This is a genomic window from Pseudomonas phytophila, from assembly GCF_025643095.1.
GTDB lineage: Bacteria > Pseudomonadota > Gammaproteobacteria > Pseudomonadales > Pseudomonadaceae > Aquipseudomonas > Aquipseudomonas quasicaspiana.
This window is the reverse complement of the sequence record NZ_CP081201.1, coordinates 1,242,666-1,268,617: the sequence shown is the minus strand read 5'-3', so window position 1 is coordinate 1,268,617 and position 25,952 is coordinate 1,242,666. Positions and strand designations below refer to the sequence as shown.

General features: G+C 56.4%; 33 protein-coding genes. 12 read left to right on the top strand and 21 right to left on the bottom strand.

Translation table 11 applies throughout. The features are described from left to right. Positions 1–25: 25 nt before the first annotated feature. From K3169_RS05530 to K3169_RS05520, 3 genes are all read right to left on the bottom strand, one after another. A complete protein-coding gene (locus tag K3169_RS05530) occupies positions 26–367 on the bottom strand; it encodes a four helix bundle protein (protein WP_095096900.1) in 342 nt (113 codons plus the stop codon). A gap of 58 nt (positions 368–425) precedes the next feature. After that, positions 426–1,343: a sulfate adenylyltransferase subunit CysD gene (gene cysD, locus K3169_RS05525; protein WP_099270954.1), complete on the bottom strand. Its 918-nt coding sequence runs from the start codon at positions 1,341–1,343 to the stop codon at positions 426–428. Positions 1,344–1,495: 152 nt separating this feature from the next. Beyond that, positions 1,496–2,254: a Nif3-like dinuclear metal center hexameric protein gene (locus K3169_RS05520; RefSeq protein WP_027897824.1), complete on the bottom strand. Its 759-nt coding sequence runs from the start codon at positions 2,252–2,254 to the stop codon at positions 1,496–1,498. A 170-nt stretch (positions 2,255–2,424) separates the two neighbouring features. On the opposite strand from K3169_RS05520, the gene algW reads away from it, so the two are divergent. Continuing rightward, positions 2,425–3,588, top strand: coding sequence for a Do family serine endopeptidase AlgW (gene algW / locus K3169_RS05515; RefSeq protein WP_027897825.1), 1,164 nt, complete (start codon positions 2,425–2,427; stop codon positions 3,586–3,588). Positions 3,589–3,741: 153 nt separating this feature from the next. Here algW and hisC read toward each other — a convergent pair whose 3' ends face one another. The 10 genes from hisC to K3169_RS05465 all read right to left on the bottom strand — a co-directional run bounded on the left by hisC (position 3,742) and on the right by K3169_RS05465 (position 11,733). Then, positions 3,742–4,794, bottom strand: coding sequence for a histidinol-phosphate transaminase (gene hisC / locus K3169_RS05510; RefSeq protein ID WP_263270497.1), 1,053 nt, complete (start codon positions 4,792–4,794; stop codon positions 3,742–3,744). Positions 4,795–4,796: 2 nt separating this feature from the next. Further along, positions 4,797–6,125, bottom strand: coding sequence for a histidinol dehydrogenase (gene hisD, locus K3169_RS05505; protein WP_263270495.1), 1,329 nt, complete (start codon positions 6,123–6,125; stop codon positions 4,797–4,799). 125 nt (positions 6,126–6,250) lie between these two features. Beyond that, positions 6,251–6,886: an ATP phosphoribosyltransferase gene (gene hisG, locus K3169_RS05500; RefSeq protein WP_027897828.1), complete on the bottom strand. Its 636-nt coding sequence runs from the start codon at positions 6,884–6,886 to the stop codon at positions 6,251–6,253. A gap of 175 nt (positions 6,887–7,061) precedes the next feature. Next, complete coding sequence (murA, locus tag K3169_RS05495; RefSeq protein ID WP_027897829.1) at positions 7,062–8,327, bottom strand: UDP-N-acetylglucosamine 1-carboxyvinyltransferase; 1,266 nt, start codon at positions 8,325–8,327, stop codon at positions 7,062–7,064. A 22-nt stretch (positions 8,328–8,349) separates the two neighbouring features. After that, complete coding sequence (locus K3169_RS05490) at positions 8,350–8,589, bottom strand: BolA family protein (protein ID WP_027897830.1); 240 nt, start codon at positions 8,587–8,589, stop codon at positions 8,350–8,352. Between the two features lie 112 nt (positions 8,590–8,701). Further along, positions 8,702–9,007 (bottom strand): lipid asymmetry maintenance protein MlaB, encoded by a 306-nt coding sequence (locus K3169_RS05485; RefSeq protein ID WP_027897831.1) that lies wholly within the window; start codon positions 9,005–9,007, stop codon positions 8,702–8,704. After that, positions 9,004–9,648, bottom strand: coding sequence for a phospholipid-binding protein MlaC (locus tag K3169_RS05480; protein ID WP_027897832.1), 645 nt, complete (start codon positions 9,646–9,648; stop codon positions 9,004–9,006). Before K3169_RS05480 ends, K3169_RS05485 begins: the two co-directional genes overlap by 4 nt. An 11-nt stretch (positions 9,649–9,659) precedes the next feature. Continuing rightward, positions 9,660–10,127, bottom strand: a complete 468-nt coding sequence (gene mlaD, locus K3169_RS05475) for an outer membrane lipid asymmetry maintenance protein MlaD (protein WP_027897833.1) — start codon at positions 10,125–10,127, stop codon at positions 9,660–9,662. Beyond that, entirely contained in the window at positions 10,127–10,924 is a 798-nt protein-coding gene (gene mlaE, locus K3169_RS05470; protein ID WP_027897834.1) for a lipid asymmetry maintenance ABC transporter permease subunit MlaE, read from the bottom strand. The genes mlaD and mlaE overlap by 1 nt, the downstream gene beginning before the upstream one ends. After that, positions 10,924–11,733: an ATP-binding cassette domain-containing protein gene (locus K3169_RS05465; RefSeq protein ID WP_027897835.1), complete on the bottom strand. Its 810-nt coding sequence runs from the start codon at positions 11,731–11,733 to the stop codon at positions 10,924–10,926. Before K3169_RS05465 ends, mlaE begins: the two co-directional genes overlap by 1 nt. A 287-nt stretch (positions 11,734–12,020) precedes the next feature. Between K3169_RS05465 and K3169_RS05460 the strand changes: the two genes are divergently transcribed. The 11 genes from K3169_RS05460 (at position 12,021) to K3169_RS05410 (ending at position 19,531) form a co-directional block, all read left to right on the top strand. Next, on the top strand, positions 12,021–12,995 hold the full coding sequence (locus tag K3169_RS05460) for a KpsF/GutQ family sugar-phosphate isomerase (RefSeq protein ID WP_231675188.1): 975 nt from the start codon (positions 12,021–12,023) through the stop codon (positions 12,993–12,995). 13 nt (positions 12,996–13,008) lie between these two features. Continuing rightward, entirely contained in the window at positions 13,009–13,533 is a 525-nt protein-coding gene (locus K3169_RS05455) for a KdsC family phosphatase (RefSeq protein ID WP_231675187.1), read from the top strand. Positions 13,534–13,546: 13 nt separating this feature from the next. Then, the gene (gene lptC, locus K3169_RS05450) at positions 13,547–14,119 is read left to right on the top strand and encodes an LPS export ABC transporter periplasmic protein LptC (protein WP_027897838.1); all 573 of its coding nucleotides are present in this window, start codon (positions 13,547–13,549) and stop codon (positions 14,117–14,119) included. Continuing rightward, positions 14,106–14,651, top strand: coding sequence for a lipopolysaccharide transport periplasmic protein LptA (gene lptA, locus K3169_RS05445; RefSeq protein WP_027897839.1), 546 nt, complete (start codon positions 14,106–14,108; stop codon positions 14,649–14,651). The genes lptC and lptA overlap by 14 nt, the downstream gene beginning before the upstream one ends. Continuing rightward, on the top strand, positions 14,652–15,377 hold the full coding sequence (gene lptB, locus K3169_RS05440; RefSeq protein ID WP_027897840.1) for an LPS export ABC transporter ATP-binding protein: 726 nt from the start codon (positions 14,652–14,654) through the stop codon (positions 15,375–15,377). A 185-nt stretch (positions 15,378–15,562) separates the two neighbouring features. After that, positions 15,563–17,056 (top strand): RNA polymerase factor sigma-54, encoded by a 1,494-nt coding sequence (locus K3169_RS05435; RefSeq protein ID WP_099270963.1) that lies wholly within the window; start codon positions 15,563–15,565, stop codon positions 17,054–17,056. Positions 17,057–17,187: 131 nt separating this feature from the next. Beyond that, positions 17,188–17,496, top strand: a complete 309-nt coding sequence (hpf, locus tag K3169_RS05430; protein ID WP_027897842.1) for a ribosome hibernation-promoting factor, HPF/YfiA family — start codon at positions 17,188–17,190, stop codon at positions 17,494–17,496. A gap of 12 nt (positions 17,497–17,508) precedes the next feature. Next, complete coding sequence (gene ptsN / locus K3169_RS05425) at positions 17,509–17,973, top strand: PTS IIA-like nitrogen regulatory protein PtsN (RefSeq protein ID WP_027897843.1); 465 nt, start codon at positions 17,509–17,511, stop codon at positions 17,971–17,973. A gap of 2 nt (positions 17,974–17,975) precedes the next feature. Continuing rightward, positions 17,976–18,833: an RNase adapter RapZ gene (gene rapZ, locus K3169_RS05420; RefSeq protein ID WP_122394942.1), complete on the top strand. Its 858-nt coding sequence runs from the start codon at positions 17,976–17,978 to the stop codon at positions 18,831–18,833. 16 nt (positions 18,834–18,849) lie between these two features. Next, positions 18,850–19,122, top strand: coding sequence for an HPr family phosphocarrier protein (locus tag K3169_RS05415; RefSeq protein WP_122394941.1), 273 nt, complete (start codon positions 18,850–18,852; stop codon positions 19,120–19,122). A 91-nt stretch (positions 19,123–19,213) separates the two neighbouring features. Continuing rightward, the gene (locus tag K3169_RS05410; RefSeq protein WP_027897846.1) at positions 19,214–19,531 is read left to right on the top strand and encodes a helix-turn-helix domain-containing protein; all 318 of its coding nucleotides are present in this window, start codon (positions 19,214–19,216) and stop codon (positions 19,529–19,531) included. Positions 19,532–19,533: 2 nt separating this feature from the next. Here K3169_RS05410 and K3169_RS05405 read toward each other — a convergent pair whose 3' ends face one another. The 8 genes from K3169_RS05405 to pmbA form a co-directional block, all read right to left on the bottom strand. After that, positions 19,534–19,881: a type II toxin-antitoxin system RelE/ParE family toxin gene (locus K3169_RS05405; RefSeq protein ID WP_263270490.1), complete on the bottom strand. Its 348-nt coding sequence runs from the start codon at positions 19,879–19,881 to the stop codon at positions 19,534–19,536. Between the two features lie 216 nt (positions 19,882–20,097). Beyond that, positions 20,098–20,442 carry a zinc ribbon domain-containing protein YjdM gene (locus K3169_RS05400; protein WP_027897848.1) on the bottom strand — a complete coding sequence of 115 codons (345 nt, stop codon included), beginning with the start codon at positions 20,440–20,442 and terminating at the stop codon, positions 20,098–20,100. Between the two features lie 88 nt (positions 20,443–20,530). After that, positions 20,531–21,415: a ZIP family metal transporter gene (locus K3169_RS05395; protein ID WP_122708233.1), complete on the bottom strand. Its 885-nt coding sequence runs from the start codon at positions 21,413–21,415 to the stop codon at positions 20,531–20,533. A 29-nt stretch (positions 21,416–21,444) separates the two neighbouring features. Beyond that, positions 21,445–22,056: a superoxide dismutase gene (locus tag K3169_RS05390; protein ID WP_027897850.1), complete on the bottom strand. Its 612-nt coding sequence runs from the start codon at positions 22,054–22,056 to the stop codon at positions 21,445–21,447. Between the two features lies 1 nt (position 22,057). Next, positions 22,058–22,519, bottom strand: coding sequence for a hypothetical protein (locus K3169_RS05385; protein WP_027897851.1), 462 nt, complete (start codon positions 22,517–22,519; stop codon positions 22,058–22,060). A gap of 30 nt (positions 22,520–22,549) precedes the next feature. Continuing rightward, a complete protein-coding gene (locus tag K3169_RS05380) occupies positions 22,550–23,926 on the bottom strand; it encodes a class II fumarate hydratase (RefSeq protein ID WP_099270967.1) in 1,377 nt (458 codons plus the stop codon). Then, complete coding sequence (locus tag K3169_RS05375; protein ID WP_027897853.1) at positions 23,919–24,317, bottom strand: hypothetical protein; 399 nt, start codon at positions 24,315–24,317, stop codon at positions 23,919–23,921. Before K3169_RS05375 ends, K3169_RS05380 begins: the two co-directional genes overlap by 8 nt. 240 nt (positions 24,318–24,557) lie before the next feature. Further along, complete coding sequence (gene pmbA / locus K3169_RS05370; RefSeq protein WP_122708235.1) at positions 24,558–25,904, bottom strand: metalloprotease PmbA; 1,347 nt, start codon at positions 25,902–25,904, stop codon at positions 24,558–24,560. Positions 25,905–25,952 lie beyond the last annotated feature (48 nt).

Here is a 25,952-nt window from a genome sequence, read left to right as displayed (position 1 = left end):
AAGCGGCAAGCTTGTCGGCGTACAGCTAGTCAGAAATTTTATTGATCAGCCCGCAAAGCATTTTTGAAAGCTCACGGGTTTCGATAATCCAGGCTGCTGCAAGTGGTTCAGCGATATAACCAATTTCACCGCCGATGATGAGCTGAGTTCTTAGCTCGCCACAGGATGCTTTAGCAATCGATAGAAAGCGGCATTTGTCCTTCGCAGTGAAACGCTCCATACCTTCCGCAATATTGCTCGGCACCGACAGCCCAGAGCGCGTGATCTGACTCCTGAAAGCCAAATCGGGACAGGAAGCCATCTCCTTGTAAAGATTGACTGCCAAAGCCTTGGCTCTTTGCCAAACCAAGAGTTTCTCGAAATCCATTTCGATCACCTGCTTTTGATTCACTTGCAGCTTGCCACTTGAGGCTTGTAGCTGCTCTTTAGAAATAACCCTGACGTTTCTTTTCTTCCATCGAACCAGCGCCATCGTGATCGATGACCCGGCCTTGACGTTCGGAAGTACGCGTCAGAAGCATTTCCTGAATGATGTCAGTGAGGCTGGTGGCCTCGGACTCGACTGCGCCCGTCAACGGGTAGTCGCCAAGTGTACGGAAGCGGACTTTCTTCTTGACGATGCGAGCCTTGTCTTCATCGCTGAGGTGATTCAGGAGACGCTCGTCGTCGATCATGATCCAGGTGCCGTTCATCTCGATGACATCGCGCTCGGCGGCGAAGTACAACGGGACAATCGGGATGCCTTCCAGATAGATGTACTGCCAGATGTCCAGCTCGGTCCAGTTGGACAGAGGGAACACGCGAATCGACTCGCCTTTGTTGACGTTGCCGTTATAGACGTTCCACAGCTCCGGACGCTGGTTCTTCGGATCCCAGCGGTGCTTGCTGTCGCGGAACGAGTACACGCGCTCTTTGGCACGGGATTTCTCTTCATCACGACGCGCGCCACCGAACGCGGCATCGAAGCCGTGCTTGTCCAGGGCCTGCTTGAGACCTTCGGTCTTCATGATGTCAGTGTGCTTGGAGCTGCCGTGGGTCAGCGGGCTGATGTTTTGAGCCACGCCGTCCGGGTTGATGTGGACGATCAGGTCCAGACCCATTTCCTTAACCATCTGGTCACGAAAACGGTACATTTCCTGGAATTTCCAGCGGGTGTCCACATGCATCACCGGGAATGGCAGCTTGCCCGGAAAGAACGCCTTGCGCGCAAGGTGCAGCATTACGGCAGAGTCTTTACCGACGGAGTACAGCATCACCGGGTTATCAAACTCGGCGGCGACCTCGCGGATGATGTGGATGCTTTCCGCCTCCAGTTGCTTAAGATGCGTCAGTTTATCGACCATGGTTACTCACGGGTTGCATTCATTATTGACCGGACAACGCCCGGGACGGCCAGCGGGCCGTGTTCGAGGCCGCACTCTAGCACAGCACCTGCTTCTATTCAGGGGCCCCAATAGATCGAAACGTTCTATGGATATACCGTCTCGTTAGGTATTCAAACCGGATTCGGACAGTCGATAAACAGGTGCTCCAGTGCAAACCGCCGCGCCAGATAGTCACCCAGCGCCTGAACCCCGTAACGTTCAGTTGCGTGGTGTCCGGCGGCAATAAAGCTGATGCCGTTTTCCCGGGCACTGTGAACGGTCTGCTCAGACGCTTCGCCGCTGATGAACAGATCGACACCCGCAGTGATTGCCTGATCGATGTAACCCTGCCCGCCTCCGGTACACCAACCCACCCGGCGAATCATATCGGCACCTTCAATTAACAAAGGCTCGCGCCCCAGTGCTTCCTGCACGCGACGGGCAAAGTCGCGGGGCATCATGGGTTCATTCAACGAACCGACCAAGCCGACGACGCGGGCGTTATCAGGATCCAGTGGGCCTTCCACGGTGATATCCAGCTGGCGCGCCAACTGCACGTTATTACCCACGTCCGGATGCACATCCAGCGGCAAGTGATAGGCCAGCAGGCTGATGTCGTGCTTGAGCAGGGTTTTCAGGCGGCGCTGTTTCATGCCGACGACGCAAGGGTTCTCGCCTTTCCAGAAATACCCGTGATGCACGAGAATCAGATCGGCCTGCGCATCCACTGCGGCATCCAGCAAAGCCTGGCTGGCAGTGACGCCGCTGATGATGCGCATGACCTGCGGACGACCTTCGACCTGCAAGCCATTGGGGCAATAATCCTGGATACGCGAACTGCCGAGATAACGGTTGGCTTCTTCTACCAGAGTGCTGAGCGCAACAGCCATAAAAGACTCCTGAATGTGTGGTTTGAAGCTGATAGGGTCGTACTGCTGAAATGGTTCACTTCAGACGATCTTATTTGCGAGACACAACCCCAAGTGCTCGTATAATGCCGCCCATTATGGCGCAGTTGGGCAGCAAGCCGCAGCGTCGGATCACTTTCAGGATTTGCTCAATGTTCAAGGCACTGCGCTTTTTTGGTTGGCCATTGCTGGCAGGCGTACTCGTCGCACTGCTGATTATTCAGCGTTTCCCGGATCTTGTGGGTCTGCCAAGTCTCGACGTCAACCTGCAACAGGCGCCACAAACCACCTACGTCCAGCAAGGCCCTGTCACGTATGCCGATGCGGTTGGCATGGCGGCACCTGCGGTGGTCAATCTCTACACCACAAAGATGGTTAACAAAGCGGCAAATCCGATGTTCGAGGACCCGCAGTTCCGACGTTTCTTCGGCGACAACATGCCCAAGCAGAAACGCATGGAGTCGAGCCTCGGCTCCGGCGTTCTGATGAGCCCGGAAGGCTACATTCTGACCAACAATCATGTCACCACCGGTGCCGATCAAATCGTCGTTGCACTGAAGGACGGTCGGGAAACCATTGCCAGGGTGATCGGCAATGATCCGGAAACCGATCTGGCAGTGTTGAAGATTGATCTCAAGAACATCCCGTCCATCACTATTGGCCGCTCCGACAGCATCCGCATCGGTGACGTTGCACTGGCCATCGGCAACCCTTTCGGCGTCGGCCAGACCGTGACCATGGGTATTATCAGCGCCACCGGCCGCAACCAGCTCGGCCTGAACACTTATGAAGACTTCATTCAGACCGACGCAGCGATCAACCCGGGCAACTCTGGCGGCGCACTGGTTGATGCCAATGGCAACCTGACCGGGATCAACACAGCGATTTTCTCCAAGTCTGGCGGCTCTCAAGGCATCGGTTTCGCGATTCCGACCAAACTGGCCATGGAGGTCATGAAATCGATCATCGAGCATGGTCAGGTGATTCGTGGCTGGCTGGGTATTGAAGTGCAGCCGCTGACACAGGATCTGGCCGAGTCATTCGGGTTGAAAGACAGACCAGGCATCGTCGTCGCAGGTATCTTCCGCGATGGACCTGCACAGAAAGCAGGTTTGCAATTGGGTGACGTGATTTTGAGCATCAACGGCGAGCCCGCGGGTGATGGTCGTCGCTCGATGAATCAGGTGGCACGCACCAAGCCCGGCGACAAGATCGCCATCGAGGTGATGCGCAACGGAAAAGAAGTGAAGCTCAACGCTGAAGTTGGCCTGCGCCCACCGCCTCCGCCGTCGGCTACTCCGGTTGAAGAGCAGTGATCACTGAGTTGCGTAGATACCTGTGGGAGCGAGGCTTGCCCGCGATAAGGCCGCCTCGTTTATCAGACAGACCTCAGTGCTTTTATCGCGGGCAAGCCTCGCTCCCACAAGTGTGATGCAATCCGCGATTGCGGCGATACTGCGATGGGGGTCTTACAGACCCGCCAGCCCATCCAGCAACGCCTGGTTCTGCTCCGGCGTACCAATGCTGATCCGCAGGAACTGGGCAATCCGCTCCTGTTTGAAGTGCCTAACGATGACACCCTTCTCGCGCAGCTTCGCCGCAATGCCCGCTCCGTCGTGTTGCGGGTGACGGGCAAAGATGAAGTTGGCCGCAGATGGCAGTACTTCAAAACCAAGGGCTTGCAGCTCAGCGGTCAATAATTCCCGGCTGGCGATCACCTTGTTACGGGTGGAATCGAAGTGCTCGCGGTCCTCGAAGGCTGCAGCGGCACCGACGATTGCCAGACGATCCAGCGGATACGAGTTGAAGCTGTTCTTGACCCGCTCCAGCGCCTCGATCAGATCAGGATGTCCAATCGCCAGACCGACCCGCAAACCCGCCAGCGAGCGGGACTTGGACAACGTCTGCGTCACCAGCAGGTTCGGATAACGCTCCACCAGCGAGATCGCGGTCTCGCCACCAAAGTCAATGTACGCCTCATCCACCACAACCACTGAATCAGGGCTCGCCTTCAGCATCTGCTCAACAGCATCCAGCCCCACTACGCAACCGGTTGGCGCATTTGGATTAGGGAAAATGATCCCGCCATTAGGTTTGGCGTAATCCGACACACAAATCTGGAACTGCTCATCCAGCGCGATGGCGTCGAACTCAATGCCGTACAGGCCACAGTAAACCGGATAAAAGCTGTAGCTGATGTCCGGAAACAGCAAAGGCTTGCCGTGCTGGAAAAACGCATTGAACACGTGTGCCAGCACTTCATCGGAACCATTGCCCAAAAATACATGGCTGGTCTGCACGCCGTAATAGGTCGCTACAGCCTGCTTGAGCAGGTCGCTGTTCGGATCGGGATAAAGACGCAAGTCATCAGTCAGCTCGGCGCGCATCGCGGCCAGAGCTTTAGGCGAAGGGCCATAAGGATTTTCATTGGTGTTGAGCTTGACCAGTTTGGTCAGCTTAGGTTGTTCACCCGGCACATACGGCACCAGGCTGTTGACGAAAGGACTCCAGAATTTACTCATGCTCAACTCCCCTGCCCTTCGCTATCAATGATCCGGTACTCGGCGCTGCGGGCGTGTGCAGTCAATGATTCGCCACGCGCCAGTACCGATGCGGTCTTGCCAAGTTCGGATGCACCTTGCTGCGAGCAGTAGATGATCGACGAACGCTTCTGAAAATCGTAAACACCCAGCGGCGATGAAAAACGCGCTGTGCCGGAGGTTGGCAACACGTGGTTTGGACCGGCGCAATAGTCGCCCAGCGCCTCGGAGGTGTGACGCCCCATAAAGATCGCGCCCGCGTGACGAATCTGCGGCAACCAGGCTTCAGGGTCTGCCACCGACAACTCAAGGTGTTCCGGAGCAATACGGTTGGCGACTTCAATGGCCTGCTGCATATCAGCGACCTTGATCAACGCACCACGGCCATTGATCGACTTATCGATGATGTCCGCACGTTCAAGGGTCGGCATCAATTTGGCAATGCTCGCTGCCACCTGATCCAGAAAATCTTCATCTGGACTTACCAGAATGGCCTGGGCATCCTCATCGTGCTCGGCCTGAGAGAACAGGTCCATGGCAATCCAGTCCGGGTCTGTCTGACCGTCGCAGACCACGAGGATCTCGGAAGGACCAGCGATCATGTCGATCCCGACCTGACCAAAAACATGGCGTTTGGCTGTAGCAACGTAAATGTTACCCGGGCCGACGACCTTGTCGACGCGCGGTACGCTTTCAGTGCCGTACGCCAGTGCCGCAACCGCCTGAGCTCCACCGATGGTGAACACCCGGTCGACTCCGGCAATACAGGCCGCGGCCAGTACCAGCTCGTTGATTTCCCCGCGCGGGGTCGGCACGACCATGACGACTTCAGCAACACCCGCAACCTTGGCAGGAATAGCGTTCATCAATACCGACGACGGATACGACGCCTTGCCACCGGGCACATACAGACCGGCGCGATCCAGCGGCGTAACCTTCTGGCCAAGTACCGTGCCGTCGGCCTCGGTGTAGGTCCAGGAGTCCTGCTTCTGTTTTTCGTGGTACATGCGTACACGATCTGCGGCTTTTTCCAACGCTGTGCGCTGGGCTGGAGTGATGCGGGTCAGTGCCAACTCAAGACGCTCGCGAGGCAGAATCAGATCAGCCATGGAGGCCACCTGCAAACCGTCGAAGCGCTCGGTGAATTCGACCAGCGCGGCATCGCCTCGCTCACGCACGGCTTTGATGATGTCGAGGACACGCTGGTTGACCGAATCGTCAGACACACTTTCCCAGCTCAGCAGATGATCCAGATGATGCGCGAAATCCGGGTCAGCAGCATTGAGTCGGCGAATTGCAGTCGGTGCGGTCATAGCGAGAGCCTCATAGGAATGGCAAAAACTCAGGCGCCCTAAACTAGCAGTCGTTCCGCTTGGGCACCTGAGAATTCTGGCTATGAGGCGGATAGACGGGCGCAACTCAAGGTTGCGCGAGTAAGTCAGCCGCGGTGTCGCGATTCCACTGCATTGCGCAGGGTATCGATAAGCGACTGAATACGGGCGTGCTGCATTTTCATGGAAGCCTTGTTGACCACCAGACGGGAACTGATCGTCGCGATCAACTCCTGAGGCTCCAGGCCATTGGCCCGCAGCGTGTTGCCAGTGTCAACAACGTCGATGATCTTGTCAGCCAGACCAATCAGCGGTGCCAGCTCCATGGAGCCGTACAGCTTGATGATGTCGACCTGACGACCTTGCTCGGCGTAATAGCGCTTGGCAACGTTGACGAACTTGGTTGCCACGCGCAGACGGCCTTTGGGCTCAGGAGCGCCGATTGCGCCTGCTGTCATCAAACGGCACTTGGCAATCTGCAGGTCCAATGGCTCATACAGGCCTTGGCCGGTGTATTCCATCAGCACATCTTTACCGGCAACGCCAAGATCAGCAGCGCCATGCTCGACGTAGGTCGGCACATCGGTAGCACGCACGATCAACAGGCGCACATCGGCCTGGGTCGTGGGGATGATCAGCTTGCGGCTCTTGTCCGGATTCTCGGTCGGCACAATGCCTGCTTCAGCAAGAAGCGGCAGGGTGTCATCAAGAATGCGGCCCTTGGACAATGCGATGGTCAACATGGGAAACGTCAGTCCTTATCAGGAAGCTTTTGCCCGGACGCAATCGACGCCGGGCAAATCCTCATGCCGTATAAAAACGGGCATGAGGTGAAACGAATCAGAATTCACACGCCGCGAAACGTGCAAGACCAACGTCCGAGGCCACAAATGGCCTCAGACGCCAGTTATATGACTGCTAGCCCGGAACGCGACGAATCTTCGCGCCCAGCATCTGCAGTTTCTCTTCGATGCACTCGTAACCGCGGTCTATGTGGTAGATGCGGTCGATCAGCGTATCGCCCTGGGCAACCAGTGCAGAGATAACCAGGCTGGCCGAGGCACGAAGATCGGTAGCCATGACTGGCGCGCCTTTGAGCACTTCGGTACCGGTCACGATGGCCGTGTTGCCTTCGACCTGAATCTGCGCGCCCATGCGGTGCATTTCGTACACGTGCATGAAACGGTTTTCGAAGATGGTCTCGATTACTGCACCCGTGCCTTCAGCGATGGCGTTGAGCGAGATGAACTGCGCCTGCATGTCAGTCGGAAACGCAGGATACGGAGCAGTACGCACATTGACGGCTTTAGGACGCTTGCCGTGCATGTTCAGCTCGATCCAGTCCACGCCGCTGGTCACTTCAGCGCCCGCTTCCTGAAGCTTCAGCAACACTGCTTCGAGGATGGTCGGATCGGTGTCCTTGACCTTGACGCGGCCACCGGTGGCGGCAGCAGCAACCAGATAAGTGCCGGTCTCGATGCGGTCAGGCATGACTTTGTAGGTTGCCGAGTGCAGACGCTTCACGCCATCAATAGTGATGGTGTCAGTACCAGCGCCTTGAATTTTCGCACCCATGGCAATCAGGAAGTTTGCCAGGTCAACGACTTCAGGTTCACGGGCGGCGTTCTGCAGAACGCTGCGGCCGTTGGCCAGGCTCGCGGCCATCATGATGTTTTCGGTACCGGTCACGCTGACGGTATCAAAGAAGAAGTTGGCACCGCGCAGACCGCCTTCAGGGGCTTTGGCCTTGATGTAGCCGCCCTCGACGTCAATGATCGCGCCCATGGCTTCGAGGCCACGAATGTGCAGATCCACTGGACGCGAGCCGATGGCGCAACCGCCTGGCAACGCGACTTCAGCTTCGCCGAAACGGGCGACCATAGGGCCGAGCACCAGAATCGAGGCGCGCATGGTCTTCACCAGCTCGTACGGGGCAATCAGCGTCTTGATCGTGCGCGGATCGATTTCCACGCTGAGTTTTTCGTCGATCACCGGCTCGATACCCATACGACCGAACAGTTCGATCATGGTGGTGATGTCGTGCAAGTGCGGCAGGTTCTGGACGGTTACCGGGCCATCGGCCAACAGGGTCGCGGCAAGAATCGGCAGGGCAGAGTTTTTCGCCCCGGAAATGCGGATTTCGCCATCAAGACGAACGCCGCCAGTAATAATCAATTTATCCATTAGAGTCTCGACGCCAAGTGGCTCAGGTGCGCTCGGCCCACGCAGCGCGGCTGAAAAATTTCATGGTGACCGCATGGATGCTGCCATCGGCAATCCACGGGTTCAAATGCGTGTAGATCTGCTGCTGACGCTTGACCGGGCTCAGCGTAGCCAACTCGTCATTGATCACGTTCAGCTGGAAGTTGCAGCCTTCGCCTTCAACTTCGACCTGTACCTCGGGCAGCTTCCCTTCAAGGAAGCTCTTAACTTCTACGGCGTGCATGCAAAACCTCGATTGGCGACCTACGCGCGCGGGTCGGCCATCATACAAAAAAGCCCACTCAATGCGAACCCCGCAACGCAGGACCCGGACGAGGGGCTTTCATAAAGGACAATCAATGATTGTGAAGCAGTTCAGTCAACTCGGACACCTGGGCGATCTTGCGCATGTCTTCCGGCATGGAACGAATGCTCACATCTTTCCCCGCGTCACGCGCATCACGCATGAACGCGAGCAGCAAGGCCAGACCAACGCTGCTGGACTTCTCAACACCGGAGCAGTCCAGAACAACGGTCGACAACTCGCTCGACTTGATCAGCGCGGCACCCTGCTTGCGCAAGGCCGGACCGGTCGAATAGTCGAGCGTACCGGTTAACTGCAGCTCGCCCGGCGCAACGAGCTTGACGGCTGACTCGGTCATTGCGGAGCAGCTTCAGGCGCTTTCTCTTTAGCCTTGGCAACTTCACCCGCCCAGTTGTTGATCGTCTGGTCGAGGTTGTTGCCGTTACGCTGCATTGCATCGGCGAATTGATCACGGAACAGCTTGCCGATGTTAATCCCGTTAATGATCACGTTACGTACCTTCCACTCACCGCCAATCTTGACGAGTGTGTAGGAGACCGGATACATCGCGCCGTTGGTACCCTTGACCTGCATTTCAACGCTGGTGCGATCGGCGCCTTCAGGTTTTTCAGGCGAAACGGTGATGCCCTGGTTGTTGTATTCAAGCAGTGCGTTGCCATAGAACTGCATCAGGCTGCGCTTGAAGTTTTCCTGGAAGCGCTGAATCTGCTCTGGAGAAGCGTTGCGCGAGTACTTCACGGTCATGATGCTTTTGGAAATGCCATCGGCATCTACCACCGGACCGACAATGCGGTTCAGCGCGTCGTAAAACGCGCCCGGATTACTTTTGTACTGTTCTTTGTTGGCTGCCAGATCACTCAGCAATTCCTTGGTGGTGCGATCCACCAGATCATGAGCGGACGGTGTGGCGGCGGCATTCCCCAGCATTGGTAACAATGCCAGCAACACCAACAGACCACGGCGCACGATAGAGATCATGTAAAAGCTCCTCATTTAGCGTCTTTACTCACGGTATTGAGCAGGAATTTTCCGATAAGGTCTTCCAGCACAAGCGACGACTGCGTGTCATGGATGGTACTGCCATCCTTAAGCAACCCATCGTCGCCACCTACGCTGATACCCACATATTTCTCACCGAGCAAGCCAGCGGTCAAAATCGATGCAGTGGAATCGAGAGGCAGGTTATTCACCTTCTTCTGGACTTCCATGGTCACCCGACCTGTGAAGGTGTCGCGATCAAGATCAATCGCCGTGACCTTGCCAATTGTGACGCCAGCCATGCTCACCTTGGCTCTGACAGTCAAACCGGCAATATTGTCGAAATTTGCATAAAGTTTATAAGTATCAGTGCTGGCGCTGGAGCTCAGACCGCTGACGCGCAGGGCAAGCAGGAGCAAAGCCAGAATCCCGGCCAGCAGGAACAGGCCTACACCTGTTTCGATGGTGCGGTTTTGCATCAGAAATCTCCAAACATCAAGGCGGTCAGAATAAAGTCCAGGCCCAGTACGGCCAAGGAGGCATACACGACTGTTTTCGTCGTGGCACGACTGATCCCTTCTGAGGTGGGTTCGCAGTCGTAACCCTGGAAAACGGCAATCCAGGTCACAACGAACGCAAATACGACGCTCTTGATGACGCCGTTAATCACATCATCAACGAAAGAAACGCTGTTCTGCATGTTTGACCAGAAAGAGCCTTCATAGACACCCAGCCAGTCGATCGCTACCCAGGAGCCTCCCCAGATACCCACTACGCTGAAGATCATGGCCAGCAGCGGCAGGGAAATGAACCCGGCCCACAGACGTGGCGCAACGATGTACTTGAGCGGGTCAACACCGATCATTTCCAGACTGGACAACTGCTCGGTCGATTTCATGTTGCCGATCTCGGCGGTCAATGCCGAACCTGCACGGCCAGCAAACAGCAACGCCGTAACCACAGGCCCCAACTCTCGCAAAAGCGTAAGGGCAACCATTTGCCCGACTGCCTGCTCCGAACCGTACTTGGTCAGAATGCTGAAACCCTGAAGCGACAGCACCATGCCGATAAACATGCCCGATACGACGATGATCGCCAGGGACATGACACCGACCGAGTAGAGCTGCCTGACCAGCAACTGAAAGCTGCCGCCAATCGAGCTCCGCCCCAGCAAGGCGTGAACCAGAAAAATCGCCGAACGCCCGAGTACCGCCAGGATATCGATTGCGGCACGGCCGAGAAGGCGTACTCGCTCCATTAATGACTTCTTGCGCATCAGCGCTTCCCCAAAAGATCTTCGCGGTAATCCGGCGCAGGATAGTGAAACGGCACCGGGCCGTCCGGGTTGCCGGTCATGAATTGACGAATGCGCGGATTGTCCGAGCCCATCAGTTCTTCGGGTGTCCCCTGCCCCAGCACCTGACCGTCGCCGACAAGATAGAGGTAGTCAGCAATACTCGCCGTTTCGTCCAGATCATGGGAGACCACAACACTGGTGATACCGAGCGCATCATTGAGCAGCTTGATCAGACGAACCAGCACACCCATTGCAATGGGATCTTGCCCCACGAATGGCTCGTCGTACATTAGTATCTGGGGATCGAGGGCAATCGCACGAGCCAGCGCCACGCGACGCTTCATGCCACCTGACAGTTCGTCGGGCATCAACTCGATGGCACCGCGCAGTCCCACTGCCTGTAACTTGAGCAGGACAATGTCACGAATCATTTCTTCCGGCAGCTCTGTATGGACCCGCAACGGGAAGGCAACGTTCTCGAACACATCCAGGTCCGTAAACAGTGCACCGCTCTGGAACAAAACGCCCATGTGCTTGCGCGCATCGAACAAATCGCTGCGCGACAAGGCGGGCAGGTTCTGACCGTTGACCCACACTTCGCCAGCAGAAGGCCGTAGCTGGGCCCCCATCAAACGCAGCAAAGTAGTTTTGCCACTGCCCGAAGGTCCCATGATGCCGGTGACTTTGCCGCGGGGAATACGAATATCAACATTATCGAAAATGCTGCGCGTACCGCGCCTGAAGGAAACGCCCTTCAGCTCGATCGCGTAGGCGTTATCGGCGCTCATCTAAACTCCTTGCGATACAGCCTCACGTTCAGCTGCCGAGTCCCTGTCGGGAGACATGCTGTCTCGGTGGGCGGAACAAGCCGCGAACTATACCACTGCGACAAGGCGTCGCCAAAGCGCCAAAACGATCAATCAATATCGCCATACACAATTTGCGACACTTCCTGCAAATGAGCTCGACCTATCGTCATACAGAACGTTTAAACGCAAAGCTCGACGATCAGACGTGAGGGAATCGCGCATTACCGCTATAATCGCCGCCTTTTAACCGGCCAACCGATTTTCACATGAACCAATCCAGCGACCTGATCCAGTCAGCACAACGCACCATCCGCCTTGAAATCGAAGCCGTGGAGGGGTTGTTACCTAATATCGACGCGGATTTCATCAAGGCCTGCGAGATGATTCTCGCGAGCAAAGGACGCGTTGTTGTGGTGGGCATGGGAAAATCAGGCCACATCGGAAAAAAGATCGCCGCCACTCTGGCGAGCACCGGCACCACTTCGTTTTTTGTTCACCCAGCCGAAGCCAGCCACGGCGACATGGGCATGATCACTTCCGGTGACATCATCCTCGCCCTGTCAAACTCGGGAACAACGGCTGAAATCGTTACATTGCTGCCCCTGATCAAACGCCTTGGCATCAAGATGATCAGCCTGACGGGCAATCCGGAGTCAACCCTGGCTGAAGCTGCCGACGTCAACCTCAATGCTCGTGTAGAGCATGAGGCCTGCCCACTGAATCTGGCGCCTACCTCTTCGACAACTGCAGCACTGGTCATGGGCGATGCTCTCGCAGTAGCACTGCTGGAAGCCCGCGGTTTCACGGCTGAAGACTTCGCGTTCTCGCATCCCGGTGGTGCTTTAGGCAGACGCTTGCTGCTCAAGGTCGAGCACGTCATGCACAGCGGCGAACAACTGCCACAAGTACAGCGCGGCACTCTGCTGCGCGACGCGCTGATGGAAATGACCCGCAAGGGACTGGGCATGACCGCAGTTATCGAGGCCGATGGACGACTGGCCGGGATATTCACTGACGGCGACCTGCGCCGCACTCTGGATCGTCCGATTGATATTCGCCTGGCAACCATCGATGACGTGATGACCGTTCACGGCAAGACAGCCCGCCCTGAAATGCTCGCGGCTGAAGCATTGAAAATCATGGAAGATCACAAGATCGGTTCACTCATCGTCGTTGACGAAAATGATCATCCGGTCGGAGCTTTCAACCTGCAGGACCTGCTGCGCGCAGGCGTCATGTAATGGAGATGCGCAAATGACTACCGATCTGCTGCAACGCGGCAAAAATATCAAACTGGCCATCTTCGACGTCGACGGCGTACTGACCGACGGTCGCCTGTACTTCCTTGAGGACGGTAGCGAATTCAAGACTTTCAACACGCTGGACGGCCAAGGCATTAAAATGCTGATCGCCTCTGGCGTGGCAACGGCCATTATCAGCGGCCGCAAGACCCCAGTGGTTGAACGCCGGGCAAAGAACCTCGGTATTGAACATCTTTATCAGGGCCGTGAAGACAAGCTGGTGGTTCTCGACGAACTACTCGGCCAACTCGGTCTGAATTACGAACAGGTCGCCTATCTGGGTGATGATCTGCCAGACTTGCCAGTCATTCGGCGTGTCGGCCTGGGCATGGCGGTGGCCAATGCCGCTACTTTTGTCCGGCAACATGCCCATGGCATTACCCTGGCGCGCGGTGGCGAAGGCGCAGCGCGCGAGTTCTGTGAATTGATCATGAGCGCCCAAGGCAGTCTTGAAGCCGCCCACGCAGCCTACTTATAGACAGAAGCCATTTATGCTTAGCAAACGAATTCGAACGTTTCTGATCCTCGGTGTGCTGGCATTTTTGCTGGCCGCCGCAGGCTATTGGAACATCAGCCCGGAAAGCTTCATGGAGCAACCGGCTGCTACGGTGGACGAAAGCGCCATCGACTTTTACGCAATCAATGCTCACAGCGTGCAGTATCTGCCGGATGGCAAGTTGCAGTACGAAATGACGGCCGACAAGGTCGAGCATATCAAGGCCACCGATGTGACAATGCTGACCACGCCAGACTTGCAGATGTACCGTGGCACCCTGTTTCCCTGGCATATCCAGAGCAAAACGGGTGAGGTTTCCCCTGGTGGTGAGCAAGTCGAACTGATTGACTCGGTTCGCATAGCAAGAACCGACGAGAAAAAACGTACGACCATAATTACCAGCAGTCGAATGACCGTATTCCCGCAGAAGCAATATGCGCAGACCGAGCAAGCCGTTAGAATCGACGGCGCGGGCGGTGTGACTACGGCCAAGGGAATGAAAGCGTATTTGAACGACGGCAGGATGGACCTGCTATCTAATGTAAGAGGACAGTATGAGGCTCGTTAAAACCCTTCCTTTTTTGCTTGGCCTGGGTGCAGCACTGGGAAGCGCGAGCGCCTGGTCCCTGCCGACTGATCGCGATCAGCCGATCCACATTCAGTCCGACGACGCACAACTCGACGACAAGAAAGGCGTTGCTACCTACAAAGGCAACGTAATCATCACCCAGGGCTCGATGAAGATCACCGGCAACACAGTGACCATCACACGTAATGCCCAAGGCGAAGTCGACGTGTTCACATCGGTCGGCAACCTGGCCTACTACGAGCAGAAGCCGTCTGTAGACAAGCCTATCGTTCAAGCCTACGCGATCACCATCCAGTACTACGCTGCGCAGGATCGTATCGTACTGATCGACAAGGCCAAGGTCATCAATGATGGCAACACGTCCGAAGGCGAGAAGATCGTGTATGACACGGTCAAGCAGATCGTCAGTGCTGGTCGTGCCAATGGCGGCAGCAAGGTGACCACGCCACGTCCGCGTATTGACATGGTTATCCAGCCGAAAAAGAAAACCGACCAGCAGAAGGCCCAGTAAATGGCGACGCTGAAAGCCCAGCATTTGGCTAAGAGCTACAAGGGCCGTCAGGTCGTTCGCGATGTGAGCCTGTCCATCGAAAGCGGCCAGATCGTTGGATTGCTGGGGCCTAACGGCGCTGGCAAGACCACTTGCTTTTACATGATTGTCGGCCTGGTTCAGGCGGATCAGGGGCGAGTGTTGATCGACGACCTGGATGTAAGCCACCAGCCCATGCACGGCCGTGCACGTGCCGGTATTGGCTACCTGCCACAGGAAGCCTCGATCTTTCGCAAGTTGTCGGTAGCCGACAACATCATGGCGATTCTCGAGACCCGTCAGGAACTGGACCGGGATGGACGCCGCAAGGAGCTGGAAAGCCTGCTGCAGGAGTTCCACATCACCCATATCCGCGACAATATGGGCATGAGCCTGTCTGGTGGTGAGCGCCGCCGCGTAGAAATCGCACGCGCACTTGCTACCTCACCGAAATTCATCCTGCTCGACGAACCATTCGCAGGTGTGGACCCGATTTCCGTAGGCGATATCAAACAGATCATCCACCATCTGAAAGCCAAGGGCATCGGCGTGCTGATCACCGATCACAACGTTCGTGAAACTCTGGACATCTGCGAGACAGCCTACATCGTCAATGACGGGCAGCTAATTGCCGAAGGCGACTCGGAAACCATTCTCGCAAATCAGTTGGTGAAAGAGGTCTACCTCGGTCACGAGTTCCGCCTGTAAAAAGAACTGCGGTGCCCGGCTTTAAAGGCGGGCATGCCTGGTTGTTGGTGCTGATGGTTATTAAATGCCAGCATCCCCTAGGCAAACACTTCAGTTTCAGGCATATAATTTGCTTATGTACGCGCCCAGGCGCTCGGTAGTGGATGGCGCATGTGCGCCGGCGAATAAGGTGTTAAGCCCCAGCCATGAAACCATCGCTAGTCTTGAGAATGGGCCAGCAGCTGACGATGACGCCGCAGCTGCAACAGGCCATCCGCTTACTCCAATTGTCGACACTGGACCTCCAACAGGAGATCCAGGAGGCACTGGAGTCGAACCCTATGCTGGAACGCCAGGAAGAAGGCGACGATTTCGACAACGCTGATCCACTGGCTGACAACGTCGAGCAGAAACCTAATCCTGATGTCCAGGAGCCGACTTATCAGGAGCCGGCGCCTACTGTGGACAACCTTGAGGAGGGCGACTGGAGCGAGCGCATCCCCAACGAGCTGCCCGTCGACACCGCGTGGGAAGACGTCTACCAAACCAGCGCCAGCAGCCTGCCCAGCAACGACGATGACGAATGGGACTTCACCACTCGCACTTCTGCCGGTGAGAGCCTGCAAAGCCATTTGCTCTGGCAGTTGAATCTGGCGCCGATGTCCGACACCGATCGCCTGATCGCCGTGACGCTGATCGACTGCATCAACAATCAGGGTTATCTGGACGAGACGCTGGAAGAAATCCTCGACGCCTTCGATCCCGAGCTTGATATCGAGCTCGACGAGATTGAAGCCGTGCTCCACCGCATCCAGCAGTTTGAACCCGCCGGCATCGGCGCGCGCAACCTTAGCGAATGCCTGCTGCTGCAACTGCGTCAGCTACCTGCAAAAACCCGTTGGCTCAGCGAAGCACAGCGCCTGGTCAGTGACTACATCGACCTGCTGGGGAGCCGCGACTACTCGCAGCTCATGCGCCGCATGAAGCTCAAGGAAGATGAACTGCGCCAGGTCATCGAACTGGTGCAAAGCCTCAACCCTCGCCCGGGTTCGCAAATCGAGTCCACCGAAGCTGAGTATGTGGTACCGGACGTCATTGTGCGCAAGGACAACGAGCGGTGGCTGGTTGAGCTCAATCAGGAATCGGTCCCACGCCTGCGTGTGAATCCGCAATACGCCGGGTTTGTCCGCCGCGCTGATACCAGCGCCGATAACACCTTCATGCGCAATCAGCTGCAAGAAGCACGCTGGTTCATCAAAAGCCTGCAGAGCCGCAATGAAACCCTGATGAAAGTGGCGACACAGATCGTCGAGCACCAGCGCGGCTTTCTTGAGTATGGCGATGAGGCGATGAAGCCACTGGTCCTGCATGACATTGCAGAGGCCGTAGGCATGCATGAGTCGACCATTTCTCGTGTAACCACGCAGAAATTCATGCATACCCCCCGTGGTATTTACGAGTTGAAATATTTCTTCTCGAGCCATGTAAGCACCTCCGAGGGCGGTGAATGTTCATCCACAGCCATTCGGGCGATCATCAAAAAACTGGTTGCAGCGGAAAATCAGAAAAAGCCGTTGAGTGACAGCAAGATCGCTGGTTTACTGGAGGCACAAGGCATTCAAGTAGCCCGTCGCACAGTAGCCAAATACCGCGAATCTCTTGGCATTGCGCCGTCGAGTGAACGCAAGCGACTGATGTGACGAGAGGTACCGTAGCAACCGTGCGAGCGTTGGCCCGAGGCGGTTTCTACACAACCCGGTTGCTAGCCACAGCGTTCCAGTGGCAGGCAAACGCCTGCCTCTTTATGCACTGGCAATAAGGAGAAAGCGGTATGCAAGTCAACATCAGTGGACATCAACTGGATGTGACCGACGCCCTACGCGACTACATCACCGAAAAACTCGGACGACTGGAGCGCCACTTCGACAAGATCACTAATGTGCAGGTCATCATGGAGGTCGAGAAGCTCAAGCAGAAAATCGAAGCCACCCTGCACATCCCCGGCTCAAAGGTCGTCGCCAATGCGGAACATGATGACATGTACGCGGCAATCGACCTTTTGACCGACAAGCTGGATAGACAACTGCTCAAGCATAAGGAAAAACAGCTAAGCCTCCTTCAGGGTGCAACGGCTCGCTGATACCCCCAAAACATGATCCGACTAGAAAATATCCTGACCCCCGGCCGTTCACTCGTGAACGTGCCGGGCGGCAGCAAGAAAAAAGTCCTCGAACAAATTGCCAACCTGATCGGCAAAGAAGTGCCTGATCTGGATTCGGACGACGTGTTTTCGAGTCTTATCGCCCGTGAAAAGCTAGGTTCTACCGGCTTTGGTAATGGCATCGCCATTCCGCATTGTCGCTTGAAGGGGTGTGAATCTCCTATCAGCGCGTTGTTGCACCTGAACGCTCCTGTAGATTTCGACGCTATCGATGGCGCCCCCGTTGACCTGCTGTTTGTTCTGCTGGTCCCGGAAGCGGCTACCGATGCACACCTGGAATTGCTGCGCCAGATAGCCAGCATGCTAGACCGCAAAGAAGTGCGTGAACGCCTGCGTAGTGCCCCGAGCAATGAAGCCCTTTATCAGGTAGTACTGGACGAGCAAAACGGTCATTAATCATGCGCATGATCATTGTGAGCGGTCGCTCAGGCTCCGGCAAAAGCACAGCGCTGGACGTCCTGGAAGACAGCGGTTTTTACTGCGTTGATAACCTCCCGGCGGGTCTGCTGCCCGAGTTGGCCGAACGCGCGCTGATCAACACCGAGCTGGCTGAACCGCTGTTGGCGGTGTCTATTGATGCACGGAACCTGCCCAGCCACCTGACCCGCTTCCCACAGATGCTGGAAGAGGTTCGTTCACGCAATATCCAGTGCGATGTGCTTTACCTGGATGCGGATGAATCAACGCTCTTCAAGCGGTTCTCCGAAACCCGTCGCCGTCATCCTCTGAGCAACGCAGACCGCTCGCTGGCCGAGGCCATTCGGGACGAGACCACATTGCTGGGGCCGATCATTGATCTTGCCGACCTGAAGATCAACACCACCCACCTGAATCTCTACCAGTTGCGCGACACCCTCAAGCTTCGCCTGCTGAACAAGCCGGAGCCGGGTACCGCGTTCCTGCTCGAGTCTTTCGGTTTCAAGCGCGGTATGCCCGTGGATGCCGATCTGGTATTCGACGTACGCTGCCTACCTAATCCTTACTGGAAGCCAGAGCTGCGAGAACAATCGGGAAAAGATCAGCCTGTTATCGACTATCTAGCTGCACAGCCTGATGTGGAGGAGATGTTTCAGGACATCTTCGCGTATCTAAACAAGTGGTTGCCGCGCTTTGCTGCCAGCAACCGCTCGTATGTAACCATTGCCATTGGCTGCACTGGCGGCCATCACCGCTCGGTGTACCTGACCGAGCGCCTGGGTCAGGTCCTGCAACAATCCCTCAAAAACGTTCAGGTTCGCCACCGCGACATAAGCTGAAAGGACTTCCCCTGCGATGCCCGCTCTTCAAATCACCATTATCAACAAGCTGGGCCTGCACGCCCGCGCAGCCGCCAAATTCGTCGGAGTCGCCGGCAAGTACCCCTGCCAGATCCGCGTGGGTCGCTCACCGGAAAGCATGGTGGATGGCAAAAGCATCATGGCAGTGATGATGCTCGCCGCTGGCAAAGGCACGGATATTCACCTTTCGACCGAGGGCGAGCAGGAGCAGGCTGCGCTGGATGGTCTGGTTGAGTTGATCAATAACAAGTTTGATGAGGGGGAGTAGAGCGGCGCCCGCGTCAAAAGATTTTCTTGACCAGCCCATCTGTCTGCCGCTAAGATTTTTATCTTAAATTTTAGATAAAACCGAGGCGATTATGGCTCTCCAATTTCATGAAAGCCCATTTCATGTCACGCATGATGATGAAACTGCCAGCAAGATGGCCCTCAAAATGGATTTATCCATATTCATCACTAACTGCCTGAAGCAGTTGAATCTTAAGCAGAGTGAAGCTGCGAAATTGCTTAACCTGACCCAATCACGGGTGTCAGAACTGGCGAACGGCAAGATTGAGAAATTCACTATTGATGCCATGATCGACATGCTTGATTGCCTGGGCTTTCGTGCCAATTTCACCATGTCGAATGCAGGTGCCGAAGCATCTCCGCAGATTGTCATTACCAAATCTGCCTAAGTTTAGTAGCCCATCCCCCGCAACTCACTTTTCAACTGCTTGAATCTCTGCTCCGCAACGGCCATCGCGTGCCGATCAGTCTTCTTATTGGTGGTTTTCACGAACGAATGTAAAACGACCACCATGTCCGCGTATTTGGCAATGTAGACACAGCGAAATGCGGGGCTGCCGTTTATGATCAGCTCGACCACACCAGCACCTACTGACTCTGTAAGTTGCTTGATTGCTAGCCGCGGGTCCTGCTCGAACTGAATCCTCCGCAAATCCTTGCCAAACTCGTCCTGAACATCATCGGGCAGATCCTTGTACTCCCGCTCAGCGGCAACGCTTACAAAAGCAAACCTTCTCAAAAAACACCTTCAGATCGACCTGGGTTACGCTCAAATAAAGACTCTCCGAACAGAAAGCCCAGCATTCACACGAAAACCATTCTACTCATGAGGCTCGAAGGAAAAGTCTGCAAAACTCGCGCGCTAGATACGAAAAATCCGAAGTCCTTTCGAACTCCGGATTTAGACACTCAGTCATCTGACGTTGGCTCAGAGGTGCTTTAGCAGCCCACTACCTTACCCCTTCTTCACAAACTCCGACTTCAGCTTCATCGCGCCAATGCCGTCGATCTTGCAATCGATGTCGTGATCGCCATCCACCAGACGGATGTTCTTCACCTTGGTGCCAACCTTCACGACCAGCGAGGAGCCTTTGACTTTGAGGTCCTTGATGACGGTGACGGTATCGCCGTCTTGCAGGGTATTGCCTACCGAATCCTTGATGACTTTGACGTCATCAGCCGCTTCGCTGCTGCCGTCGGCAGACCATTCATGCGCGCATTCCGGGCAGATCAGTTGAGTACCGTCTTCGTAGGTGTATTCGGAATTGCATTTCGGGCAGGCAGGTAAGCTCACGGACATTCTCGCGTCGAAGGGTAAAAACCATGGATTATAAGTGGTTTTAGACGTAGGCAGGAGGCGAATGTCACTTCGCCGCCTCGCCCACCCTTCAAGCCAGGGCTGTGTCCATCACCATCATCAGGCAGAACCCCGCAATCAAGCCGAGGCTGGCGACTTTATCGTGTCCGTTACGGCGCGACTCCGGGATGATCTCTTGAGTGACCACCAGCAACATGGCACCCGCAGCAAACGCCAGCCCTAGCGGCAACAACAACTCGGCGATTGCTACGAGCCAGGCGCACAACAGGGCGAAAACCGGCTCAACCAGACCTGAGGCAGCGCCGATCAGAAATGCCTTGAAGCGCGACATCCCTGCCCCCGCCAGCACCAACGCAATGACCAGTCCCTCGGGCACATCCTGTATCGCGATGCCCATGGCGAGACTGTCCGCGTCGGGCAAACCGCCGCCAGCGGACACACCAATAGCCATGCCTTCAGGGATGTTGTGGGCAATGATCGCGATGACGAACAACCAGATCCGCGGCGCAATTGCAGGAAGTTCTCCACCGCTCAGAGGCGAACCTTTGGAGACGATATGGTCAACCACAAACAAGCCGACAGCCCCGAGAAAAATACCAAGGCTGACAAGTCCGCCAGCACCCCACGGGGAAAATCCAAGGCTTTCAGCCGCCGCAAGGCCAGGCACGATCAGGGAGAACGCGGTCGCCGCCAACATCACTCCTGCACCGAAGCCGAGCAAACCATCGGACACCGATGCAGGCATGCCCCTGATGACCAGCACGGGAACGGCACCTAACGCGGTGCCCAGAGCACAAATCGCTCCGCCCTCAAGTGCCCGCATCAGGCGCGGTTCAAGATTCAGCCACTCAAGCGCATGAGCGACCAGAAGCGCCATACCTGCCAACAGCAGAACCGATCCCAGTGCCAGGCGAAACAACCGCCCGCTGCTGACGGTGAGTATTTCCGTGCGCATAAACTGCCCTGGATCTGATTATTGGGAGATCAGACCAGAGCGGCCTGGTAACGACGAGCGACTTCAGCCCAGTTGACGACGTTGTAAAACGCGTTGATGTATTCCGGGCGACGGTTCTGGTAACGCAGGTAATACGCGTGCTCCCAGACGTCCAGCCCCAGAATTGGCGTGTTGCCGTTCATAAGCGGACTGTCCTGGTTACCGCTGCTCTCAACCACCAGTTTTTTCTCCGGGGTCACGCTCAGCCACGCCCAGCCACTGCCGAAACGTGTCAGTGCTGCTTTGGTGAAAGCATCCTTGAATTGCTCGAAGCCACCCAGTTGCTCATCAATCGCTTTTGCCAGTGCACCGTCAGGCGAGCCGCCACCGGTTGGGGTCATGACATCCCAGAACAACGAATGGTTGGCGTGCCCCCCACCCTGGTTGATGACCGCAGGGCGCAGCTTCTCCGGGAGTTGAGCGACAGATGCCACCAGCTTCTCGATTGGCCACTCAGCCCACTCAGTACCTTCAACCGCCGCGTTCAGGTTATTGATGTAAGTCTGGTGGTGCTTGCTGTAGTGAATCTCCATGGTCTGCGCATCGATGTGCGGCTCCAGGGCATCGTAAGCGTATGGCAAGGCAGGCAAAGTAAACGGCATATCAATGTACTCCGTAGAAAAGGCCGGAAGTGGCTGCGGCATTGCGTTGTAATGACGAGCGCGAATGCTCGCCGCCACTGTTCAACAGGCGATGGGTGCGCGGGTATTCACCGTGCTCGCTGATAAAATTCAGCAGCTCGGCGTAGGTTTTGCTGCTATGGCGCAACGCAGCCTGACGCAAAGCTGGCGGCAGACGTTGCTCTTGCATGACCCGCAACAGGTGCTGATGGATCGCGCACAGGTACTCCGCGCTCTCCTCCGGCTGGCCCAGACTCAAATGCAGGTCGGCAAGGTTGTGATGGGAAATGACGCAAGCGGCCACCGCTTCATCAGGGTTGGGCCAGCGCTCGAACAACACCTGAGCCAGCGCCAGCGCCTGCAGATACAACTCGCGGGCGTCAACCAGCTCACCGAGATTGAAACAGCGATTGGCTTTTTCGATTGTGCGTTTCCAATGCTCCATGGCGCGACTCCTCAAGCGATGGCCGACGGGTCAGATCCCGCCAGCAGTGAGTTTTTCCGGATCCAGCAATGCCTCCAGCTGGCTGCGCTGCAGGTCGGTGTGTTCAAGGGCGACGTCGATGATCGGACGCCCCTGCTTGTAGGCCGTCTTGGCAATTTCGGCGGCCTTCTGGTAACCAATGATCGGGTTCAGGGCAGTGACCAGAATCGGGTTGCGCGACAAGGCTTCCTTTAGCTTCGCTTCATTGACCTTGAAGGTCGCGATGGCCTTGTTGGCCAGCAGTCGGCTGGAGTTGGCCAGTAGCTCGATGCTGCTCAGCAGGTTTTGCGCAATGATCGGCAGCATCACGTTCAACTCGAAGTTACCTGACTGCCCGGCGACCGTGATCGCCGCGTCATTGCCAATGACCTGTGCCGCCACCATGGCTGTGGCTTCCGGGATCACCGGGTTAACCTTGCCCGGCATGATCGACGAACCCGGCTGCAAAGCTTCCAGTTCAATCTCTCCCAGCCCGGCCAGCGGACCGGAATTCATCCAGCGCAGGTCATTGGCGATTTTCATCAGCGAAACCGCAGTTCCCTTTAGCTGGCCAGACACAGCAACGGCCGTGTCCTGGGAGCCGATCAACGCAAACAAATCCTTGCCGGGCACAAAAGCCACGTTGCTCAAACGGCTCAAATGACTGCTGAAACGCTTGGCAAACTCCGGATGCGCATTGATTCCGGTACCCACGGCGGTGCCGCCCTGAGCCAACGCCTGCAGGCTTGGCAGCAAGGCCTGGAGATGTTCGATATTGGCGCGAATCTGCTGAGCCCAACCGTTCAGCACCTGACTCATGCGCACCGGCATGGCGTCCATCAAGTGTGTGCGGCCGGTCTTGATGAAGGGGTGCACCTCATCAGCCTTGCGCTCGATCACGTCGACCAGATGGGTCAACGCCGGTAATAGCTGCTCGTGCAACGCCAGGGCGGCACTGACGTGAATAGTGGTCGGGATAATGTCGTTGCTGCTCTGGCCACAATTCACGTGGTCGTTGGCGTTGACCTTGTCGCCCAGTACGCGGCTGGCAATGGTAGCGATGACTTCGTTGGCGTTCATGTTGGTGCTGGTGCCGGAACCGGTCTGAAACACGTCCACCGGAAAGTGCGCCATGTAATCGCCGCTCAGCAATTCCTGACAGGCACTGACAATCGCTTCGCTCTGCGCGGCCGTTATCTGCTCCAGCTCAAGGTTCGCGTGCGCGGCGGCAGCCTTGGCGAGCAATAGTGCACGGATGAACTGCGTTGGCATGCGCAGGTTACTGATAGGGAAGTTATTCACCGCACGCTGGGTCTGAGCGCCATACAGGGCCTCGGCCGGGACCTGCAATTCGCCCATGCTGTCGCGTTCGATACGGGTATTACTCATCGGAATTTCCTTGCACCAGTTCAGTAGGAGAGATCGAGGGCTGCAGCAGGCATGTCGCCAACTGCCAGCTGTAGGCCTGCCAGCGTTGTTGGTCGGCCGGGGAGTTGATGAGGGCCTTGAGATCGCGCAGCGGACGCCAGGCCTGATCGACGCATAGACAGCGCCAATGCCAGGGCAAAACCGTATCGCGAGCTGTGTCGATAAGCAGCCGGAAGGAGGTTTCAGCAATCATTCGCTGAGGCGTAGCGGTGAAGCGCGCCAGATACCGGCCTTCGGCGAGGTAGTGATCGATCAGCCGTGGTTCGTCAGGCTCAAGGGCACAACGAATTCTAAAACTCATCCCGCGCCAGTTTTCCAGGTGTGCAGGAAGTGCGTGCAAGACAGGACCCATGACCACGGCTCATTCAGATAATGATATTCATTATTAAATGATATTGAGAATCAAAACAACCGTAGAGGGTGAAGGGATTTAGAGGGGGAGGAGAATAATCGTCGGAACGGCATGTTTTTTTGTGGGAGCTGAGCTTGCTCGCGATAAGGCTGGACACGGTTCACTTCAGATCGCATCCAGCCTTATCGCGAGCAAGCTCAGCTCCCACAGAGACAAAGGTGGGTGCGGACAACTTTTGTATCAGCTACCGGCGACAGTCATCCGTTCGATCAACACAGAGCCCGTGCGAATGTTGCTGCGCAACTCAAGATCACTGCCAACGGCAACGATTTGCTTGAACATGTCACGCATGTTGCCGGCGATGGTCACTTCCTGCACCGCGAACTGGATTTCGCCGTTCTCGACCCAGAAACCGGCCGCGCCGCGGGAATAATCACCGGTCACCATGTTCAGGCCACTGCCCATCAACTCGGTGACCAGCAGCCCGCGGCCCATGCGGCGGATCAGCGCTGCCTGGTCTTCAGTCCCGTGGGTGACGAACAGGTTATGCACGCCGCCCGCGTTTGCGGTGCTTGGCAAGCCCAGCTTACGGCCAGAGTAGGTGCTAAGAATGTAAGAAACCAACTCGCCATTTTCGACGAACGGTTTGGCATACGTTGCCAGACCATCACCGTCGAACGCCGAACTGCCCATGGCGCGCATCAAGTGCGGCCGTTCGTCAATGGTCAGCCATTCAGGAAACAGTCGCTGACCGATGGAGCCCTCGAGGAACGACGACTTGCGATAAAGATTGCCGCCAGAAATTGCCCCGAGGAAACTGCCGAACAGTCCACCGGCCAGCTCGGCCGAAAACAACACCGGCACTTCGCACGTCGGCACTGGACGCGCGCCCAGGCGGCTGGCTGCACGCTCGGCAGCTTTGCGACCGATGCTCTGCGGATCAGCCAGCAACTCACCCTGGCGACTCACGTCATACCAGTAATCGCGCTGCATCTGGCCATCGCCTTCAGCGATCATCACGCAGCTCAGGCTGTGGCGGGTCGAGGCATAACCGCCAATAAAGCCGTGGCTGTTGCCGTACACGCGGCAGCCCTGGTGGGTATTAAGCGTCGTGCCGTCGGCATTCTTGATCCGGCTATCGGCGTCAAAAGCTGCTGCTTCGCAGATCAAGGCTTTCTCGATGGCCTGTTCAGGCGTGATATCCCAAGCATGAAACAGGTCAAAATCCTGCTGCTCCCTGGCCATCAGCGCAGCATCAGCGAGGCCTGACGCCTCATCCTCAGATGTATGTTTAGCGATGGCGAGCGCGGCGGCGACAGTCTCACGAATTGCATCAGCACCACTGGCTGAGGTACTGGCCGAGCCTTTACGCTGGCCTACGTACAAGGTAATGCCGAAACCCTGGTCACGATTGAATTCGACGGTTTCCACTTCGCGCTGACGAACCGAGGTCGACAGGCCCTGCTCCAGCGACACAGCGACTTCGCAGGCACTGGCACCCTGACGCCTGGCTTCGGCAATGATTTGCTCGACTTGTTCCTGCAGTGCGGGCAAGGCCTGTGGGCCGACGCTTTGTGATGCACTCATGACTTTCTCCATCAAAATCTGCTTTCGGCATGAGCCGAATACCGAGCG

Excerpts from the sequence above, each read along its gene's own strand:
- pmbA (WP_122708235.1), bottom strand. The coding sequence starts at position 25,904 with ATGAGTGCATCACAAAGCGTCGGCCCACAGGCCTTGCCCGCACTGCAG.
- lptC (WP_027897838.1), top strand. The coding sequence starts at position 13,547 with ATGCTTAGCAAACGAATTCGAACGTTTCTGATCCTCGGTGTGCTGGCA.
- K3169_RS05480 (WP_027897832.1), bottom strand. The coding sequence starts at position 9,648 with ATGATCTCTATCGTGCGCCGTGGTCTGTTGGTGTTGCTGGCATTGTTA.
- algW (WP_027897825.1), top strand. The coding sequence starts at position 2,425 with ATGTTCAAGGCACTGCGCTTTTTTGGTTGGCCATTGCTGGCAGGCGTA.
- lptB (WP_027897840.1), top strand. The coding sequence starts at position 14,652 with ATGGCGACGCTGAAAGCCCAGCATTTGGCTAAGAGCTACAAGGGCCGT.
- K3169_RS05395 (WP_122708233.1), bottom strand. The coding sequence starts at position 21,415 with ATGCGCACGGAAATACTCACCGTCAGCAGCGGGCGGTTGTTTCGCCTG.
- K3169_RS05455 (WP_231675187.1), top strand. The coding sequence starts at position 13,009 with ATGACTACCGATCTGCTGCAACGCGGCAAAAATATCAAACTGGCCATC.
- mlaD (WP_027897833.1), bottom strand. The coding sequence starts at position 10,127 with ATGCAAAACCGCACCATCGAAACAGGTGTAGGCCTGTTCCTGCTGGCC.
- K3169_RS05380 (WP_099270967.1), bottom strand. The coding sequence starts at position 23,926 with ATGAGTAATACCCGTATCGAACGCGACAGCATGGGCGAATTGCAGGTC.
- hisC (WP_263270497.1), bottom strand. The coding sequence starts at position 4,794 with ATGAGTAAATTCTGGAGTCCTTTCGTCAACAGCCTGGTGCCGTATGTG.
- murA (WP_027897829.1), bottom strand. The coding sequence starts at position 8,327 with ATGGATAAATTGATTATTACTGGCGGCGTTCGTCTTGATGGCGAAATC.
- lptA (WP_027897839.1), top strand. The coding sequence starts at position 14,106 with ATGAGGCTCGTTAAAACCCTTCCTTTTTTGCTTGGCCTGGGTGCAGCA.
- hisD (WP_263270495.1), bottom strand. The coding sequence starts at position 6,125 with ATGACCGCACCGACTGCAATTCGCCGACTCAATGCTGCTGACCCGGAT.
- K3169_RS05520 (WP_027897824.1), bottom strand. The coding sequence starts at position 2,254 with ATGGCTGTTGCGCTCAGCACTCTGGTAGAAGAAGCCAACCGTTATCTC.
- mlaE (WP_027897834.1), bottom strand. The coding sequence starts at position 10,924 with ATGCGCAAGAAGTCATTAATGGAGCGAGTACGCCTTCTCGGCCGTGCC.
- hpf (WP_027897842.1), top strand. The coding sequence starts at position 17,188 with ATGCAAGTCAACATCAGTGGACATCAACTGGATGTGACCGACGCCCTA.
- K3169_RS05415 (WP_122394941.1), top strand. The coding sequence starts at position 18,850 with ATGCCCGCTCTTCAAATCACCATTATCAACAAGCTGGGCCTGCACGCC.
- K3169_RS05385 (WP_027897851.1), bottom strand. The coding sequence starts at position 22,519 with ATGGAGCATTGGAAACGCACAATCGAAAAAGCCAATCGCTGTTTCAAT.
- K3169_RS05460 (WP_231675188.1), top strand. The coding sequence starts at position 12,021 with ATGAACCAATCCAGCGACCTGATCCAGTCAGCACAACGCACCATCCGC.
- K3169_RS05390 (WP_027897850.1), bottom strand. The coding sequence starts at position 22,056 with ATGCCGTTTACTTTGCCTGCCTTGCCATACGCTTACGATGCCCTGGAG.
- K3169_RS05490 (WP_027897830.1), bottom strand. The coding sequence starts at position 8,589 with ATGCACGCCGTAGAAGTTAAGAGCTTCCTTGAAGGGAAGCTGCCCGAG.
- K3169_RS05375 (WP_027897853.1), bottom strand. The coding sequence starts at position 24,317 with ATGGGTCCTGTCTTGCACGCACTTCCTGCACACCTGGAAAACTGGCGC.
- hisG (WP_027897828.1), bottom strand. The coding sequence starts at position 6,886 with ATGTTGACCATCGCATTGTCCAAGGGCCGCATTCTTGATGACACCCTG.
- K3169_RS05435 (WP_099270963.1), top strand. The coding sequence starts at position 15,563 with ATGAAACCATCGCTAGTCTTGAGAATGGGCCAGCAGCTGACGATGACG.
- K3169_RS05465 (WP_027897835.1), bottom strand. The coding sequence starts at position 11,733 with ATGAGCGCCGATAACGCCTACGCGATCGAGCTGAAGGGCGTTTCCTTC.
- K3169_RS05530 (WP_095096900.1), bottom strand. The coding sequence starts at position 367 with ATGGATTTCGAGAAACTCTTGGTTTGGCAAAGAGCCAAGGCTTTGGCA.
- rapZ (WP_122394942.1), top strand. The coding sequence starts at position 17,976 with ATGCGCATGATCATTGTGAGCGGTCGCTCAGGCTCCGGCAAAAGCACA.
- K3169_RS05400 (WP_027897848.1), bottom strand. The coding sequence starts at position 20,442 with ATGTCCGTGAGCTTACCTGCCTGCCCGAAATGCAATTCCGAATACACC.
- cysD (WP_099270954.1), bottom strand. The coding sequence starts at position 1,343 with ATGGTCGATAAACTGACGCATCTTAAGCAACTGGAGGCGGAAAGCATC.
- K3169_RS05485 (WP_027897831.1), bottom strand. The coding sequence starts at position 9,007 with ATGACCGAGTCAGCCGTCAAGCTCGTTGCGCCGGGCGAGCTGCAGTTA.
- ptsN (WP_027897843.1), top strand. The coding sequence starts at position 17,509 with ATGATCCGACTAGAAAATATCCTGACCCCCGGCCGTTCACTCGTGAAC.
- K3169_RS05410 (WP_027897846.1), top strand. The coding sequence starts at position 19,214 with ATGGCTCTCCAATTTCATGAAAGCCCATTTCATGTCACGCATGATGAT.